The 15,250-nt window shown below is 72.1% G+C and carries 16 protein-coding genes; 10 read left to right on the forward strand and 6 right to left on the reverse strand.

What is annotated here, in order from left to right; translation table 11 throughout:
• Positions 1 to 154 precede the first annotated feature (154 nt).
• The 3 genes from BXA03_RS11550 to BXA03_RS11560 all read left to right on the forward strand — a co-directional run bounded on the left by BXA03_RS11550 (position 155) and on the right by BXA03_RS11560 (position 3,501).
• Positions 155 to 1,117 (forward strand): tripartite tricarboxylate transporter substrate binding protein, encoded by a 963-nt coding sequence (locus BXA03_RS11550; protein WP_369822419.1) that lies wholly within the window; start codon positions 155 to 157, stop codon positions 1,115 to 1,117.
• Between the two features lie 73 nt (positions 1,118 to 1,190).
• Positions 1,191 to 2,705 carry a class I adenylate-forming enzyme family protein gene (locus tag BXA03_RS11555; protein ID WP_076507515.1) on the forward strand — a complete coding sequence of 505 codons (1,515 nt, stop codon included), beginning with the start codon at positions 1,191 to 1,193 and terminating at the stop codon, positions 2,703 to 2,705.
• A 19-nt stretch (positions 2,706 to 2,724) separates the two neighbouring features.
• Positions 2,725 to 3,501: a citryl-CoA lyase gene (locus BXA03_RS11560; RefSeq protein WP_076507518.1), complete on the forward strand. Its 777-nt coding sequence runs from the start codon at positions 2,725 to 2,727 to the stop codon at positions 3,499 to 3,501.
• Between the two features lie 18 nt (positions 3,502 to 3,519).
• Here BXA03_RS11560 and BXA03_RS11565 read toward each other — a convergent pair whose 3' ends face one another.
• On the reverse strand, positions 3,520 to 4,362 hold the full coding sequence (locus BXA03_RS11565; protein WP_076507728.1) for a ChaN family lipoprotein: 843 nt from the start codon (positions 4,360 to 4,362) through the stop codon (positions 3,520 to 3,522).
• Positions 4,363 to 4,449: 87 nt separating this feature from the next.
• On the opposite strand from BXA03_RS11565, the gene BXA03_RS11570 reads away from it, so the two are divergent.
• Positions 4,450 to 5,538, forward strand: a complete 1,089-nt coding sequence (locus tag BXA03_RS11570) for an AbrB family transcriptional regulator (protein WP_076507521.1) — start codon at positions 4,450 to 4,452, stop codon at positions 5,536 to 5,538.
• A 93-nt stretch (positions 5,539 to 5,631) separates the two neighbouring features.
• Here BXA03_RS11570 and BXA03_RS11575 read toward each other — a convergent pair whose 3' ends face one another.
• Entirely contained in the window at positions 5,632 to 5,907 is a 276-nt protein-coding gene (locus tag BXA03_RS11575) for a BTH_I0359 family protein (protein WP_076507731.1), read from the reverse strand.
• Between the two features lie 176 nt (positions 5,908 to 6,083).
• Positions 6,084 to 7,256, reverse strand: coding sequence for a DUF3108 domain-containing protein (locus BXA03_RS11580; protein ID WP_076507523.1), 1,173 nt, complete (start codon positions 7,254 to 7,256; stop codon positions 6,084 to 6,086).
• Between the two features lie 178 nt (positions 7,257 to 7,434).
• On the opposite strand from BXA03_RS11580, the gene BXA03_RS11585 reads away from it, so the two are divergent.
• The 4 genes from BXA03_RS11585 to BXA03_RS11600 all read left to right on the forward strand — a co-directional run bounded on the left by BXA03_RS11585 (position 7,435) and on the right by BXA03_RS11600 (position 11,317).
• On the forward strand, positions 7,435 to 8,493 hold the full coding sequence (locus tag BXA03_RS11585) for a fumarylacetoacetate hydrolase family protein (RefSeq protein ID WP_076507526.1): 1,059 nt from the start codon (positions 7,435 to 7,437) through the stop codon (positions 8,491 to 8,493).
• A 90-nt stretch (positions 8,494 to 8,583) separates the two neighbouring features.
• Positions 8,584 to 9,108 (forward strand): TspO/MBR family protein, encoded by a 525-nt coding sequence (locus BXA03_RS11590; RefSeq protein ID WP_234983658.1) that lies wholly within the window; start codon positions 8,584 to 8,586, stop codon positions 9,106 to 9,108.
• Positions 9,109 to 9,236: 128 nt separating this feature from the next.
• Entirely contained in the window at positions 9,237 to 10,019 is a 783-nt protein-coding gene (locus BXA03_RS11595) for a PhaM family polyhydroxyalkanoate granule multifunctional regulatory protein (protein WP_076507531.1), read from the forward strand.
• Positions 10,016 to 11,317, forward strand: coding sequence for an FIST signal transduction protein (locus BXA03_RS11600; RefSeq protein WP_076507534.1), 1,302 nt, complete (start codon positions 10,016 to 10,018; stop codon positions 11,315 to 11,317). The genes BXA03_RS11595 and BXA03_RS11600 overlap by 4 nt, the downstream gene beginning before the upstream one ends.
• Here BXA03_RS11600 and BXA03_RS11605 read toward each other — a convergent pair.
• Positions 11,292 to 12,227, reverse strand: a complete 936-nt coding sequence (locus tag BXA03_RS11605) for a LysR substrate-binding domain-containing protein (RefSeq protein ID WP_076507537.1) — start codon at positions 12,225 to 12,227, stop codon at positions 11,292 to 11,294. The genes BXA03_RS11600 and BXA03_RS11605 overlap by 26 nt on opposite strands.
• Before the next feature lie 133 nt (positions 12,228 to 12,360).
• Between BXA03_RS11605 and BXA03_RS11610 the strand changes: the two genes are divergently transcribed.
• A complete protein-coding gene (locus tag BXA03_RS11610; RefSeq protein ID WP_076507734.1) occupies positions 12,361 to 12,981 on the forward strand; it encodes a glutathione S-transferase family protein in 621 nt (206 codons plus the stop codon).
• Positions 12,982 to 13,036: 55 nt separating this feature from the next.
• Complete coding sequence (locus BXA03_RS11615; RefSeq protein ID WP_076507540.1) at positions 13,037 to 13,525, forward strand: DUF2127 domain-containing protein; 489 nt, start codon at positions 13,037 to 13,039, stop codon at positions 13,523 to 13,525.
• 58 nt (positions 13,526 to 13,583) lie between these two features.
• On the opposite strand, the gene BXA03_RS11620 is transcribed toward BXA03_RS11615, so the two are convergent.
• Entirely contained in the window at positions 13,584 to 14,309 is a 726-nt protein-coding gene (locus tag BXA03_RS11620; protein WP_076507543.1) for a GntR family transcriptional regulator, read from the reverse strand.
• Positions 14,306 to 15,199: an ABC transporter permease gene (locus BXA03_RS11625; protein ID WP_017758480.1), complete on the reverse strand. Its 894-nt coding sequence runs from the start codon at positions 15,197 to 15,199 to the stop codon at positions 14,306 to 14,308. The genes BXA03_RS11620 and BXA03_RS11625 overlap by 4 nt, the downstream gene beginning before the upstream one ends.
• Between the last annotated feature and the right edge of the window lie 51 nt (positions 15,200 to 15,250).

Raw genomic sequence — 15,250 nt, forward strand, 5'->3', positions numbered from 1 at the left:
ATCCAGAAGCCTGCAGTGTGCCGCGCCCCATGCGCCGCGCCCGCAGGCCTGGGCATTCGAACATCACGGAGACACCTACATGCCTGCCTTTCCTTTCCGCACCTCGGCCGTGCCTGCGCTGCGCCCGCAGCGTGCGGGTCGCCGCTTCTTCAGCATGGCCGCGCTGGCCGTCGCCGTGGCGATGGGCGCGTCGGCGCTGCCCGCCGCCGCCCAGCCGGAGGCCTGGCCCAGCCGGCCGATCCGCCTCGTCGTGGGCTATGCGGCCGGCGGCGCCACCGACGTGGTGGCACGCCTGGTGGCCGTGAAGATGGGCGAGCAGCTGGGCCAGCCCATGCTGGTGGACAACCGCGCTGGCGCCAACAGCAACCTGGGCGCCGAGATCGTGGCCCGCGCCGCGCCCGACGGCTACACGCTCTACGTCTACACCATCGCCAACACCATCAACGCCTCGCTCTATCCCAGGCTGGGTTACGACCCCGTGAAGGACTTCGAGCTGGCGGGCCTGATGGCCAAGATCCCCAACATCCTGGTGGTCAATCCCAAGCTGCCGATCCGCTCGGTGGCCGACTACGTGCGTCAGGCCAAGGCGTCGAAGGAGGGCCTCACCTTCGCCTCGTCCGGTGCCGGCTCGTCCATCCACCTGTCGGGCGAGATGTTCAAGATGCAGTCGGGTCTCAACATGCTGCACGTGCCCTACAAGGGCAGCGCGCCGGCCATCACCGACCTGATGGGCGGCCAGGTCGACTCGATGTTTGACAACGCGCCCTCGTCGCTGCCGCATGTGCAGGCCGGCAAGCTGCGCGCCATCGCGGTCACCAGCGCCCAGCGCCTGCCGCAACTGCCCGACGTGCCCACGCTGGCCGAGTCGGGCTACGCGGGCTTCGACGTGCAGTCCTGGTTCGCCCTGGCTGCGCCGGCCGGCACGCCGCGGCCGGTGATCGACCGGCTCAATGCCGCCCTGGCCAAGGTGCTGGCCGCGCCCGACGTGCGCCAGCGGCTGCAGGACCTGGCGGCCACGCCCGCCGGCGGCACCCCCGAGCAGGCGCGCGCCTTCGCCGCCTCCGAGATCCAGCGCTGGCGCGAGGTCGTCAAGGCCTCGGGCGCCAGCGCCCAGTAAGCGCAGGTGCGGCGCGCGCACCCCGCCGCCGCGCCCTGCATCACGCCCGAGCGGGCCGCTTTCCTTCCTGACCATGTACCCCATCGACTTCTTCTGGCGGGCCGCCCAGCGCTGGCCCGCGCGCATCGCCATCGACGCGCCCGAGGGCCTCGTGCGCTACGACGCGCTGGCCGCCCGCGTCGCCGCCCTGGCCGCCGGCCTGATGGCGCTGGACCCGGCGCCCCAGAGCCGCGTCGGCCTCTGCGCCGCCAACAGCGCGGACCACATCGCCGCGCTGCTGGCCGTGCTGGCCTGCGGCAAGGTGTGGGTGCCGCTCAACCCCAAGAGCACGCGGCCGGAGATCCGGCGCATCGTGGACGCGACCAAGCCCTCCATCCTGGTGCTGGACGAGGCCCATGCCGAGCTGCTGGACGGCGCGCCGGGTGCCCGCGTGCTGACGGGCGATGCGGTGCCGCCCGCCAGCGCCACGACGCTGCGGGCGCTGGAACAGGCCCATGCGGGCGCGCTGCCGCCGCGCCTGGCGCTGCCGGCCGACGCCACGCAGGCCATCAAGTTCACCGGCGGCACCACCGGCCTGCCCAAGGGCGTGATGCAGCCCTACCGCGCCTGGATGGCCACCATCGCCAACCAGATCCAGGCCTGGGGCTTCGACGAGCACGAGCGCTACGTGGTGGCCGCGCCCATCACCCACGGCACCTCGACCTACCTGCTGCCCATCCTGGCGCAGGGCGGCTGCCATGTGCTGCTGGCGGGCGCCGGTGCCGAGGCCGTGCGCACCGCCTTCCGCGAGCGCGGCGGCACTGTCTGCTTCATGCCGCCCACGCTCGTCTACATGCTGATGGCGCTGCCGGATGCGAGCCGCGAGGACTTCCCGCAGCTGCGCCGCCTGATCTACGGCGGCGCGCCCATGCCGCCCGAGAAGATCCGCCAGGTGCGCGACTTCTTCGGCCCGGTGCTGGGCACCACCTACGGCCAGACCGAGGCGCCGCAGATCCTCACCGTGATGCGGCCCGAGGACTTCGACGACCCGCGCAACTGGCCCGCCGTCGGCCGCACCACCTGGTTCAGCGACGTGGCCATCATGGCGCCCGATGGTCGCCTGCTGCCGCCCGGCGAGGTGGGCGAGGTGGTGGCCCGCGGCGACCTGCTGATGACCGGCTACTGGCGCCTGCCCGAGAAGACCGACGAGACGCTGGTGGGCGGCTGGCTGCACACCGGCGACCGCGGGCTGATCGACGAGCGCGGCTACCTCTTCCTCAAGGACCGGCTCAAGGACATGGTCATCACCGGCGGCTTCAACGTCTACCCGGTGGACGTGGAGAACGCCCTGGGCCAGCACCCGGCCGTGCACGAATGCGCCGTGTTCGGCCTGCCCGACGACAAGTGGGGCGAGACGGTGCAGGCCGGGGTGCAACTGCGCCCCGGCGCCGACGTGGGCGAGGCCGAGCTGATCGCCTTCGTGCGCGAGCGCCTGGGGCCGGTGCAGACGCCCAAGCGCATCCACTTCCATGCCAGCCTGCCGCGCTCGCCGGTGGGCAAGGTGCTCAAGAACGCGGTGCGCGACGCCGCCCTGGCCGCCACCGCCTGACCTTCGAACGGAGACACCGATGACCGACAAGAACGCCACCCCCGTCACCCGCCTGTGCACCCACACCCTCACCAGCCTGCACTACCGCGACGCGGACCTGGTGCAGGACCTGATGGGCCAGAAGACCTTCACCGAGGTGATGCTGATGCAGATCCTCGGCCGCACGCCGCGCCCGGTGGACATGCGCATCACCGACGTGGTGCTGATCGTGCTGATGGAGCACGGCCTCACGCCCAGCGCCATCGCCACGCGGCTGATCTACATGAGCGCGCCCGAGAACCTGCAGGGCGCCGTCAGCGCCGGCCTGCTGGCGGTGGGCAGCTCCTTCGTGGGCACCATGGAGAACTGCTCGCGCCTGCTCGACCGCATCATGGCGGCGGACGATCCACAGGCCGAGGCCGCCGCCATCGCGCAGCACCACAAGGCGCAGAAGAGTGCGGTGCCCGGCTTCGGCCACCACCTGCACAAGCCGGTGGACCCGCGCGCCTACAAGCTGCTGGAACTCGGCCGCGCCGAGCCTGAATTGGCCGGCCGCCACATCCAGGCGCTGGAGCTGTTGTCCTCCGCCGTCGATGCCGCCGCGGGCCGGCCGATCACCATCAACGCCACGGGCGCGGTGGCCGCGCTGCTGGGCGAGATCGGCGTGCCCACGGGCGTGATGCGCGGCTTTGCCGTCATCTCCCGCGCGGCCGGGCTGGTGGCGCACATCGTCGAGGAGCAGCAGAGCCCCTCGGGCCGCTTCATCTGGGACACGGTGGAGCACGCCATTCCCTACGTGGGCGAGGGTGGGCGCTGAGCGGCCCCGGCGTCGTCCTCAGGGTCTGGCCGGCGCAGCGGGCTTGCGCAGCTCGGCGCAGTAGTCCTTGGGCGGCACGGCGGGCGTGGCCCACAGGGCGTCGAAGCGCTGGCGCTCGGCACCCGCGCCGCCAGCGGCCATGCGCACGCTGCGGACTTTCATGTCGGTGGGCAGGTGCTGGGGAACACCCAGCGCCGGGTCGGCATGGCCGGCGCCGGTGACGAGCAGCACCACCCGGCCCGGCCCGGCGGCTTGTGCGGCCTGCGCCACGGTGCGCGCCATCTCGCGGTCGCGCGCGACCTGGATGCGGGTCATGGGTTGCATCTGTGAGTCGGGCAGCAGGCCGCAGTGACCGTCTCGAACGGCGGCCACCTGGGCCTGCCAAGCGGGCGGCGGCAGCTGGGCGTCGAGCGAGACGTCGGCCATCGCATCCCTCATGCGGGCGCGGGGGAGGTTGGCGCCAAGCACCGGCACGCCCGCGCCCACGGCGGCCATCACCACGGGGCCGTAGGCAGACCAGGGCCATGCGCGTTCGTTCCAGGCCAGGGCGGCGCTGGCCTGCCCCTCGGTGGCGGTCGGCGGCAGCGCGGCGGTGCTGCGGCCGCTGTCGGCCATCTCCAGTGCGACGGCGGCCAGGCGCTGGCGGGCGGCGAGCTGCTGCACCGTCTCGCGCTCCAGCGCGTGGTGGGCGTCGACATCGTGCTGCTCGCCGAGGATCAGCACCTGCGTGGGCAGCAGGGCATCCAGGCGGCGGGAGAGCGGGGCGTCGGGCGCGTCCGCCGCAGTGCCGGCGCAGCCCGCGACCAGCGCGGCCGCCATCGACAGCGCCGCACAGCGGCAGAGCAGGGGCAGGGGAGACATCATGCCGCGGATACTAGGCGCGCCGCCGGCGGCCTGCCTGTCCGCGCGATTCGCTTCTTCCGCGTCTTCTTCCGTTCTTCGCCCCCCGTGCCGTCTTCCGCTGCCGCCGTCCGGCGTCCCCCTCCCTATGTCCTGCGCGTGCTGGGCACGTTGCTGCTGGCCCTGGCAGCCGCGGGGCTGTGCCTTCTGCTGCACACGCCCTTGCCCTGGATGATCGGGCCCATTCTGGCCGTGTCGCTGGCCTCGGTGGCCGGCTTGCCGACCGCGAGCTGGGCGCCGCTGCGCAACGGCGGCCAGTGGACCATCGGCGCGGCGCTGGGCCTGTACTTCACGCCCGAGGTGACGGCGCTGGTGGCCAGTCTCTGGTGGGCCATCGCCCTGGCCATCGCCTGGGCCCTGGCGCTCGGGACGGGGTTCGGCCTCTGCCTGGACCGGCTCCATGCGCGCCACATGCCCCAGCTGCCGCCGCGGACGCTGAGAGCCACCACTTACTTTGCAGGCGCCATCGGTGGCGCTTCAGAGATGACATTGCTGTCCGAGCGGGCCGGCGCGCGCACCGATCTGGTGGCCGCCGCCCACAGCCTGCGGCTGGTGATCGTGACGGTCAGCATTCCCTTCGGCCTGCAATGGGCGGGCCTGCATGGGCTGGACAGCGTGCCCGCCGCGTTGCGCGAGGTGCGCTGGGGCGGCTTCGCGCTGATGGCGGTGGCCACCGCCGCGGGGGCCTGGCTGATGCGGCGGCTGGGCAGAGCCAACCCCTGGTTCCTGGGACCGCTGCTGGTCACGGCGGGCATCTCGATGAACGGGATCACGCCCTCCGCTGTGCCGCAGTGGCTGTCGAATGCGGCGCAGCTGGTGATCGCCGTGAGCCTGGGCGTGCGCTTCTCGCGCGAGTTCGTGCACACGGCGCCGCGCTGGTTGGCCTCGGTGGCGGTGGGCACCGTGGCCATGATCGGCGCCTGCGCCCTGTTTGCGGAGGTGCTGGCCTGGGCCACCGGCCTGCGCTGGACCACGCTGCTGCTGGGCACTTCGCCGGGCGGCATCGCGGAGATGTCGATCACGGCCAAGGTGCTGCAGCTGGGCGTGCCGGTGGTGACGGCCTTCCAGGTCTGCCGGCTGGTGGCCGTGCTACTCCTGACCGGACCGCTGTTCGAGCGGCTCTACAGGCGGCGCTGAGGCCGAAGCCGGAAAAGCAAAAGGCCCGCGATGCGGGCCTTTGTCATGCTGACGCTTCCGGCGTGAGCCGGCGGCGTTCGAAGAGGGCAAGCCTCAGTGCATCAGCACCGGGTTCTGCGCCAGCTCGGCATAGCCTTCGAGGGTGTCCTCCACCTCTTCCTGCGTGGGGGTGTTCTCCTGCCAGGCGGCAATCTGCTGCTGGAACAGCTCGGCCCAGGAGCCGTCGAGGTAGACCTCCTTGCCGGAACGCTTGTCCACGATCTCGAAGCCGTCGCGCGACAGCATCGGATGGCTGCCGGCGGGGCGGCTGCCCTCCTCCGGCTGCACGTGGACGACGACGAAGCTGTCGGAGTCGTAAAGCATGTGCATGGCGGGGTGCTTCAGAGAGTCGATGAGGGACATGGTCATGTATTTAGCAATCAATGCGCCAGATTCAAGAGCTGCCGACCTCGTGTGGGCCAATGCGCCGCCCTAATGTACGCGGCGCATCGCGGGCCCGTCCGCAAAGGGTCTCCTGCAGTGCGCCGCTGTTGCGGCGGCGCATCTCAGCGCGCCTTGTCGGCGCTGCGCAGCTGCAGATCGGCGAAGTCGCCGTTGGCCTCGGTCTGGCGGATGCGCACCGGCAGCCAGCCGAGATCGGCGGCGAGCCAGACCTCGATCTTCTGGTCGTAATCGCGCCGGGGCATGCGCACCAGGCGGCGCGCCACATGCTCGCCGGAGGGCGTGGCGACGCGCTCGTCGCCTTCGGCGCGGAAGGTCCACACGTCGGCATCGCGCGGCCCCGCCACCTGCAGGCTGATCGTGCGGCCCGCCGTGTAGCGCGTCGGGTCGCCGCCCACCAGCGCCGTCAGCTGCATCAGGATGCTCAGCCGGTCCTGCGCGCCCGGCTGCAGCGGCACGCGGGTGTTGGCGCTGCTGAAGACGATCTCGCCGGTGTCCCGCACGAAATGCGTGGCCACCTCGCTGCGGCGGCGGTCCGAGAAGCGCTCGGGCGCGATGCCCTGCGGGCCGATGCGGCCCTCGCTGGTCTGCGCCCGGATGGTGCGGAACAGCACCTTGAGCGAGAGCCGCGCGTTGTAGCGGTCGCCGTCCTGCAGCCAGGTGAGTTCGCCGAACACGCCCGACATGGGCTGCATGCCCTGCTGGCCCGTGGCGTCGAAGTCGAGCTTCACCGAGCCCGGCAACTGCAGCGGCACCGTGGCGCCGGCCATGGGCGTGGCTTCGCCCGGGGTCGTGCCGCCGCCCGTGCCGTCGCCAGCCGCAGATGCGGCCTGGCCGCCACTCGGCGGTCCGCTGGCGTCGACGGCGGCGGCCACGCCGGCGGGCTCGGACGCCGCGGCCTGCGGCGCGGGCGCCGAGGCGGGCGGCTGGGGCGCGGCGGCGACCTCCACCGGCGCGATGGCAGGCGCGGGTGGGTCGGGCTCGGCCTCCGGCTGGGGCGCCACCGCCGGCGCCGTGCGGTGTACCGGCGGCCGTGGCGCGGCATGTGGCGCTGCACGCGCTGGTGCAGGGGCCGCCGCCGGGGCGGGCGGCGCGATCACCACCTCGCGCGTGCTGAAGCTGTGCGCCAAGGGCAGCGGTGGCGGCTCGCTGCCCACCGGCAGCAGGCCCAGCAGCAGCACATGCGCCATGGCGACCCCCAAGGCCAGCAGCACCAGCGCGCGCCAGTGCGGGCGGCGCACCGGGGCGGCGTCAAGGGGGGCGGCGCTCGAGGTCATGGGCGGTGGAGACGGACAGGGGCTGGCTACACTGCCCCGTCCTGGGGAATGGCCCTCGCCGATCGCACGGCCCGTGAGCAGCAGGCACACGGCGCGGCGATGGGAAACGGCATCCCGATGAGTTTAGTCAGCGCGTGCGGCCGCCCACCGGTCACATGCCGCAGCCCCTTCACGCCTCATGAAACTCGCCACCCTCAAGGACGGCTCGCGCGACGGCCAGCTGGTCGTCGTCTCGCGCGACCTGACGCAGGCCCATTACGCCACCGGCATCGCCCACCGCCTGCAGCAGGTGCTGGACGACTGGGGCTTCATGAGCCCGCAGCTGCAGGACCTTTACGACCTGCTCAACAGCGGCCGCGCGCGGCATGCCTTTCCTTTCGATCCGGCCCAGTGCATGGCGCCGCTGCCGCGCGCCTACCAGTGGGCCGATGGCTCGGCCTACCTCAACCATGTGGAGCTGGTGCGCCGGGCCCGCGGCGCCGAGATGCCGGCCAGCCTGCGCAGCGACCCGCTCATGTACCAGGGCGGCAGCGACGACCTGCTGGGCCCCTGCGACGACATCGTGGTGCCCAGCGAGGCTATGGGCATCGACTTCGAGGCCGAAGTGGCCGTCATCACCGGCGACGTGCGCATGGGCACCTCGCCCGAGCAGGCGCTGGACGGTGTGCGCCTGCTCATGCTGGTCAACGACGTCTCGCTGCGCAACGTAATCCCGGCCGAGCTGGCCCAGGGTTTCGGCTTCGTGCAGGGCAAGCCCGCCACCGCCTTCAGTCCCGTGGCGGTGACGCCCGACGAGCTGGGCGAGGCCTGGCGTGGCGGGCGGGTTCACCTCACGCTGCAGGTGGCCTGGAACGGCCGCACCGTGGGCCTGTGCGAGGCCGGGCCGGACATGCATTTCCACTTCGGCCAGCTGATCTCGCACCTGGCCGTCACCCGTCGCGTGCGCGCCGGCAGCATCGTCGGCAGCGGAACGGTCAGCAACCCCGGCGTGGAAGACGCGGCCGGCCGGATGGATTGGCCGCGCGGCTATGCCTGCATCGCCGAGAAGCGCTGCATGGAGACGCTGCAGGACGGCACCCCGCGCACCGGCTTCATGCAGTTCGGCGACACGGTGCGCATCGAGATGAAGGGCCTGGACGGCCGCTCGGTCTTCGGCGCCATCGAGCAGGAAGTGGTGCCACCCGGCGGCCGGCCGCTTGCCGAGCCCGCACGTACCGAAGGCGAAGGCGGCGACTGATCCGGGGCCGGGGCACTGGCGTAAGGAAACGGTGGCGTCCCACCTGCCGCGGGCAGGCGCGGCGTCAACATCCGTTCGGAGGTCCAAGCCATGAATGCCACTTCTCTTTCCATGACCGCGCAGCCTTCCTCCAAGGGGCGGCAGGTGCTCGGTTTGATCGGCTGGCTGCTGCTGTGCTTCGCAGCGGCCGGTGTCGGCGGGCTGGCCTCCGCCAACGCGGCGGGCTTCTACGGCGAACTCACGCGACCCGACTGGGCGCCGCCGGCCTGGTTGTTCGGCCCGGTGTGGAGTGCGCTCTACACCCTCATGGCCATCTCGGCCTGGCTCGTCTGGCGACGCGGCGGCTGGGCGGCGGCGCCTGGCGCACTCAGCCTGTTCGTGGTCCAGCTGGCGGTGAATGCCTCGTGGAGTTGGTTCTTCTTCGTCTGGCACCTGGGTGCCGCATCGTTGGCGGTGCAGGTGGTGCTGCTGGTGCTGGTGCTGGCCACGCTAGTCGCGTTCTGGCGCCGCTCGGCGCTGGCAGGCGCGCTGCTGTTGCCCTATGTGGCCTGGCTGGGCTTCGCCGGTGCCTTGATGACCACCGTCTGGCGGCTCAATCCGGCGCAGTTGGGTTGATCGGCCGACGTCGCGCACGTTGCCTGCTCGGGTAAGCTGGCACGCCGGTCGCCCGCTCCAGCGGTGACCCGCGATGCCGCCACAGTGCGCGCCCGATCCGCCATCGAATGCCCCGCCAGGAGACACCCATGTCCGATGCCAGCCCGCCCCCCTTCAGCTTCGCCCAGTTCGTGCCGGGCTTCGACTTCCTGCGTAACCTTGCCGCTGGCGGGGCCGCCACGGCGGGCACCATGCCCGGGATGGGCGGCATGTCCAGCTGGGTCGCGCCCACGCTCAGCGTGGAGGAGATCGACAAGCGCATCCAGGAGCTCAAGGCCGTGCAGTACTGGCTGGAGCAGAACGGCCATGCGCTCAAGGCCACCATCCAGGCGCTGGAGGTGCAGCGCATGACGCTCTCGACCCTGCGCGGCATGAACGTCCGCATGGAAGACCTCGCCCAGGCCTTCGCCGATTCGACCACCCGCGCGGCCGAGGCCGTGCGCGATGCCGCGCAGGCGGCTACGGCCGCAGCACCGGCCCCGCGCGAGGAAGCGGGCGCGTCCGAGCCGGCCCCCGAACCTGCTGCCCAGACCCCGGATGCGCAGGCCGAGGCGCCTGCTGCTGCGCCCGGTGTGATCGACCCGCTGCAGTGGTGGGGCTCGCTCACCCAGCAGTTCCAGCAGATCGCCAGCCATGCGATCAAGGAGGCTTCGGCCATGCAGATGCCGATGGCGCCGGGCACGATGCCCGAGGCTGCCGCCGCCGCCAAGCCGGCCGGCCGCAAGGCGCCGGCCAAGAAGGCCTCTGCCCGCAAGACGGCCGCTCGCAAGAAACCGGTGGCCCCCCGGTCCACTGCAGGCAAGAAGCCGGCCGCAGCCGCCTCCAGCGCCACCGGCGCCCGCCGCAGCGGCGGCAACCGGAGCACCGGATGAAGCTCTTTCCCACCGGCCACGCCACCCATCCCGACTGGCGCATGGCCGCCGGCCTGGTGCTGGCGCAATTGCGAGCCCAGATGGCGCTGCCTGCCTACGAATCGGCGCCCTCGCTCGGGCTGCTGTACGTCACCGACCACTACACCGCCGAGGCGGCCGACATCCTGGACCTGCTCGCGGCCGAGTTGCCCGACGTGAGCGACTGGGCCGGTGCCGTGGCGGCCGGCATCGTCGCCAATGCGGCCGAGTACATCGACGAGCCGGCCATCGGTGTGATGCTGCTGGGCGTGCCGGCCGACCAGTACCGCGTGTTCTCGGGCGTGGCACCGCTGGCGGCCTCGGGCCATGCGCCCGGCGACGGGCCCAATGCGGGGTTCAGCGCCCGCTGCGCACTGGTGCATGCCGATCCGCAGACGCTGGAGCTGCCCGAGCTGATCGCCGAGATCGCCGGACGCACCGACGACGGCCTGCTCTTCGGCGGCCTGGCCTCGGGCCGCGCTGGCGCGCTGCAGTTCGCGCTGGGCGGCAATGGCACCGTGGCCGGGCAGGGCGCCACGCGCGGGGTGTTCGAGGGCGGGCTGTCGGGCGTGGCCTTCGGGCCGGGCGTGGAACTGGCCACGCAGGTCACGCAGGGCTGCCAGCCGGTCTCGCGCCAGCGCGAGATCACCGGCGCCGACGACAACCTGCTGCTCACCCTGGACGGCCGACCGGCACTGGACGTGCTGCTGGAAGACCTGGATATCTCGCTTGAGCGCGATCCTCAGCAGGCCATCGACACGGTGCGTGCCACGCTGGTGGGCCTGTCGGCCGCGGGCACGGACGGCGTGCGCGTCACCGGCGACCTGGGGCCGCAGGCGCGGGTGCGCCACATCATCGGGCTGGACCCCAAGCGCCGCGCCGTCGCCATCGCCGACCGGGCCGAGGCCGGCATGCGCATGAGCTTCTGCCGCCGCAACGCCCAGGCTGCGCGGGCGGACCTGATGCGCATCTGCGCCGAGATCCGCGAAAGCCTGGAGCCCCAGGAGCAGAGCCTGGCCACCGCGCAGGCACTGGCCCTGTCGGAGACGGATGCCTCGCCACACCCGGCGCGCCGCATCGCGGGCGCGGTCTACATCAGCTGCGTGGGCCGCGGCGGGCCGCACTTCGGCGCGCCCAACGCCGAGTTGCAGATCCTGCGGCATGCGCTGGGCGATGTGCCGCTGACCGGCTTCTTCGCGGGCGGCGAGATCGCCGGGCATCACCTGTACGGCTACACCGGCGTGCTCACCGTCTTCACCTCGGACGCACCGGCGGAATGACGCCGCCGCCGGGCAGATCGGCCAGCTCGGCCTGGTAGGCGGTCACCTCCTCTGCCAGCCAGGCTGCGAAGGCCGCGGGCGGCGCCCGGCGCGCGCCAGTCGTCGGCCACACCAGCCAGTAGGGATAGGGATAGGGCACACGGACCTCCGTGAGCGCCACCAGCTCGCCGCGCTGCAGCAGCCCGTGCACGATGCTCAGCCTTTCCAGCGCCACGCCCTGGCCCAGGCGCACGGCCTCGATCGTGAGGTTGGAGTCGTTGATCCACAGGCCGGCCAGCGGCGGCGGCTCGGGCAGGCCCACGGCCTCGCACCAGGGGGACCACGATTCGGCAGAACGCACCGGTGGGCAGCCCAGTACCTCCGCGGGCGTGGCTGGAAGCCGGCCACCGCGGAAATGCGGTGCGGCCACCATCAGCAGTTGGTCGTCGAACAGGCGCTGCTGGCTCAGGCCCTCCCACGGGCCATGGCCCATGCGGATGGCGACGTCGGCGCCGCCCTGGCGCAGCAGGTCCTGGACATCAAGGCCCGCCTGCAGCCGGACGCGCTCGTCCGGATGGCGCAGCGAGAAGCGCGGCAGCCGCGGCAGCAGCCAGTGCAGGCCGAACGACGGAATCACCGACACCACCAGCTCGCCCTCGCGCGGGCGCACCCGCAGCACGCGCGTGGCCTGCGCGATGTCGCCCAGCGCGGCGCGCACCTGCAGGGCGTACAGGCGGCCGTTCTCCGACAGCCGCAGGCCTCGGCCCACGCGCTCGAACAGGGCCAGGCCCAGCAGCGCCTCCAGCTGGCGCAGCTGCTGGCTCACGGCCGAATGGGTCACGTGCAGCGCCTCGGCCGCGCGCGTGACGCTGCCGAGCCGGGCCACGGCCTCGAAGCAGCGCAGGGCCTGCAGGGGTGGCAGATCGCTCATCGCAAGGCTCATCATCAAAGGAAAACTAACGGATTCACGGAGAACAAGTCGATGGTGCTCCGGGGCGCCCGCCGGTAGATTGCGGGGTGCCGGTGATCATGCCCGCCGGCGTCTTGAAAGGGAAACTGAAATGATGCAACTGATCGGCATGCTGGACTCGCCCTATGTCCGGCGCACCGCCATCGCCCTGGAGCTGCTGGGCCTGCCCTTCGAATCGAAGCCCATCTCGGTCTTCCGGCAGATGGACGAATTCCGCCGCCACAACCCGGTGGTGAAGGCACCCACGCTGGTGCTGGACGACGGCCAGGCGCTGATGGATTCGACCCTGATCCTGATACACGCGGAACACATCGCCACACCCGGCCGAAGCCTGTGGCCGGCCGATGCCGCCGACCGCGTGCGGGCCCTGCGCCTGACCGGCCTGGCCCTGGCCGCCTGCGAGAAGGCGGTGCAGGCCGTCTACGAGCGCGAACTGCGTCCGGCCGAGCGGCAACATGCGCCCTGGTCGGAGCGCGTGACGGGCCAGATGCGCACGGCCTGGCAGCTGCTGGAGGCCGAGATGCGCCGCGCGCCCGTGCCGGGCGGCGCGCGCGCCGGCACCCCTGGCCATGCCGGCATCGCCATTGCCGTCAGCTGGCATTTCACGCAGCAGTTGCTGCCGGGCGTGCTGGCGCCCTCGGACTTTCCGATGCAGACGGCCTTCTCGGCGGAGGCGGAGGCCCTGCCGGCCTTCAACCGCTGGCCCCACGCCTGAGAGAGCCGGCACGCGCTGACCCGGCAGCGACGGTGGCCCGTGCGATCATCCCGCGATGCACTCCCGCTCCGCCCGCGCCATCCGGCTGGTCGCCCTCATCGAAGCCTTCAAGGGCGTGCTCGCCGTTGCGGCGGCCTCGGGGTTGCTCCTGCTGCTGCACAGGGACCTGCGCACGGTGGCCGAGCACCTGGTGCACCACCTGCACCTCAACCCCGCCTCGCACGAGCCGCAGGTCTTCATCGACTTCGCGGCCCATCTGCAGAACGGCCGGCTGGCGCTGCTGTCGGCCGGGGCGGCGGCCTATGCGCTGGTGCGCTTCACCGAGGCCTACGGCCTGTTCCGCGAGCGGGCCTGGGCCGAGTGGCTGGGCGCCCTCAGCGGCGCGATCTACCTGCCCTTCGAGGTGCTGGCGCTGGTGCGTCACATGCACTGGCTGGACATGGTCACGCTGACGGCCAACCTGGCGGTGGTCGGCATCATGGTGCGCGCGTTGTGGCTGCGGCGACGTGCGGCCGCGCCCGGTCTACCGATGCGGGTCAATTGATTTCACACCGTTCGGGCTGAGCCTGCAGGACAGGCCCGGCGCAGGCCGTCGGGACGTCTCAGCCCACCACGCCCAGCAGCCGCGCCAGGTCGCCGGCCGTCTCCGGCCGCGAATCGAAGGCCAGCTGCGACTCCAGCCGCGTCAGGTGCTCGTGCATGCGCCGGGCCGCCTCCGGCGCATCGCGCAGGCGGATGGCGTCGATCAGCGCGCGGTGCTCGCGGCAGCCGCAGGCCGTGGCCTCCTCGCGCTCGTCGGCATGGGCCGAGCTGTAGGTCATCAGGATCAGCGAGGTGCGCGAGATCAGCTCGCGCAGGATGCGGCCCAGCGTCTGGTTGCCCGAGCGCTCGGCGATGGCCAGGTGGAAGTCGCCCGCCAGCCGGATCGCGCGGCGCATGTCGCCGCTGGTGCGGGCCGTCTCCTCCGCCTCGGCCGAGGCGCGCAGGCGCTGCACGTCGGCATCGCTGGCGCGGGCCACGAACAGCTCGACCAGCGTCGGCTCGATCAGCCGGCGGGCGCCGAAGACCTCGCGCGCCTCTTCCTGGGTGGGCTCGGCGATGGTGGCGCCGCGGTTGGGCGTGAGCGTGACCACCTGCTCGTTGGCCAGGCGCACCAGCACCGGCCGGATGCGCGTGCGCGAGACGCCGAAGGCGCTGGCCAGTTTGTCTTCCACCAGCTTGGTGCCGGGCGGCAGCTTGTGGTCGAGGATGGCCGAGACGATGCGCTCGTACATCTGTGCCTCGGTCAGCGCCGTGCCCGGCGCGGGGCCGCTGTCCTCCGTCGTCATCGGCGGCCCGGCGTCTGGCGGCGGCGCAGCAGCAGCGCCAGGCCCACGGTGAGGCCCATCACGCCCAGCGACACCACGGTGGTGACCGTGCCCAGCGCATAGATGGCCGGCGTGGTGACGGTGGAGGTCAGGCCCTGCAGCTCCAGCGGCAGGGTGTTGACGTCGCCGATGGCCTGCGAGGTGCGGGCGATCTCGTCCCAGCTCAGCGTGAAGCCGAACATGCCGATGCCGACGATGGAGGGGCCGATCAGCGGCAGCACCACATGGCGGAAGCTCTGCCACGGCGTGGCGCCCAGGTCGCGGGCGGCTTCCTCGTAGGCGGGATTGAAGCGGTTGAACACGGCGAACATGATGAGCAGGCCGAAAGGCAGCGTCCAGGTGAGGTGGGCGCCCAGGGCCGAGGTGAACAGGCCGAGCGCAGTGCCGTAATTTTCGAGCATGCCGTCCGCGCCCAGCGCGCCGAGCGCCGACTTGAGGCCGGTGTCGATCAGCCGGAACTGCAGCCCGATGCCCAGCGACACGATGATGGACGGCATGATCAGGCTGGCGATGCTCACGTAGAACAGCGCGCCCCCGCCCGCCAGCCGCTTGCGGAAGGCCAGCCCCGCCAGCACCGACAGCCCCACCGTCAGCGCCATCACCGCCGTGCCCAGTGCGAGCGACCGCCGGAAGGCCGCCCCGATGTCCACCGTGCCCAGCCCCTCGGCCAGCTGCCGGAACCAGTGCAGCGACACCCCCCGCATCGGAAAGGTGAGCCCGCCCTCCGGCCCCTGGAAGGACAGCACGAAGATGGTGAACATCGGCCCGTACAGGAAGAGCACGAACAGCACGAACACCGCCGCCAGCGGCCAGAACCCCGGCGCACGCGCCTCAGAAACCCGAGCCTGCATAAGAAGTCGCTCCTGTCATTGATGTCGTCGCCGTCGTTGATGCGTCGCGTG

It is taken from the genome of Pseudacidovorax sp. RU35E (genome assembly GCF_900156165.1).
Lineage (GTDB): Bacteria > Pseudomonadota > Gammaproteobacteria > Burkholderiales > Burkholderiaceae_C > Xenophilus.

Bases quoted from the DNA above. Each gene is read 5' to 3' on its own strand.
- BXA03_RS11550 (WP_369822419.1), top strand. From the start codon at position 155: ATGGCCGCGCTGGCCGTCGCCGTGGCGATGGGCGCGTCGGCGCTGCCC.
- BXA03_RS11555 (WP_076507515.1), top strand. From the start codon at position 1,191: ATGTACCCCATCGACTTCTTCTGGCGGGCCGCCCAGCGCTGGCCCGCG.
- BXA03_RS11560 (WP_076507518.1), top strand. From the start codon at position 2,725: ATGACCGACAAGAACGCCACCCCCGTCACCCGCCTGTGCACCCACACC.
- BXA03_RS11565 (WP_076507728.1), bottom strand. From the start codon at position 4,362: ATGTCTCCCCTGCCCCTGCTCTGCCGCTGTGCGGCGCTGTCGATGGCG.
- BXA03_RS11575 (WP_076507731.1), bottom strand. From the start codon at position 5,907: ATGCACATGCTTTACGACTCCGACAGCTTCGTCGTCGTCCACGTGCAG.
- BXA03_RS11580 (WP_076507523.1), bottom strand. From the start codon at position 7,256: ATGACCTCGAGCGCCGCCCCCCTTGACGCCGCCCCGGTGCGCCGCCCG.
- BXA03_RS11585 (WP_076507526.1), top strand. From the start codon at position 7,435: ATGAAACTCGCCACCCTCAAGGACGGCTCGCGCGACGGCCAGCTGGTC.
- BXA03_RS11590 (WP_234983658.1), top strand. From the start codon at position 8,584: ATGAATGCCACTTCTCTTTCCATGACCGCGCAGCCTTCCTCCAAGGGG.
- BXA03_RS11595 (WP_076507531.1), top strand. From the start codon at position 9,237: ATGTCCGATGCCAGCCCGCCCCCCTTCAGCTTCGCCCAGTTCGTGCCG.
- BXA03_RS11600 (WP_076507534.1), top strand. From the start codon at position 10,016: ATGAAGCTCTTTCCCACCGGCCACGCCACCCATCCCGACTGGCGCATG.
- BXA03_RS11605 (WP_076507537.1), bottom strand. From the start codon at position 12,227: ATGAGCGATCTGCCACCCCTGCAGGCCCTGCGCTGCTTCGAGGCCGTG.
- BXA03_RS11610 (WP_076507734.1), top strand. From the start codon at position 12,361: ATGCAACTGATCGGCATGCTGGACTCGCCCTATGTCCGGCGCACCGCC.
- BXA03_RS11615 (WP_076507540.1), top strand. From the start codon at position 13,037: ATGCACTCCCGCTCCGCCCGCGCCATCCGGCTGGTCGCCCTCATCGAA.
- BXA03_RS11620 (WP_076507543.1), bottom strand. From the start codon at position 14,309: ATGACGACGGAGGACAGCGGCCCCGCGCCGGGCACGGCGCTGACCGAG.
- BXA03_RS11625 (WP_017758480.1), bottom strand. From the start codon at position 15,199: ATGCAGGCTCGGGTTTCTGAGGCGCGTGCGCCGGGGTTCTGGCCGCTG.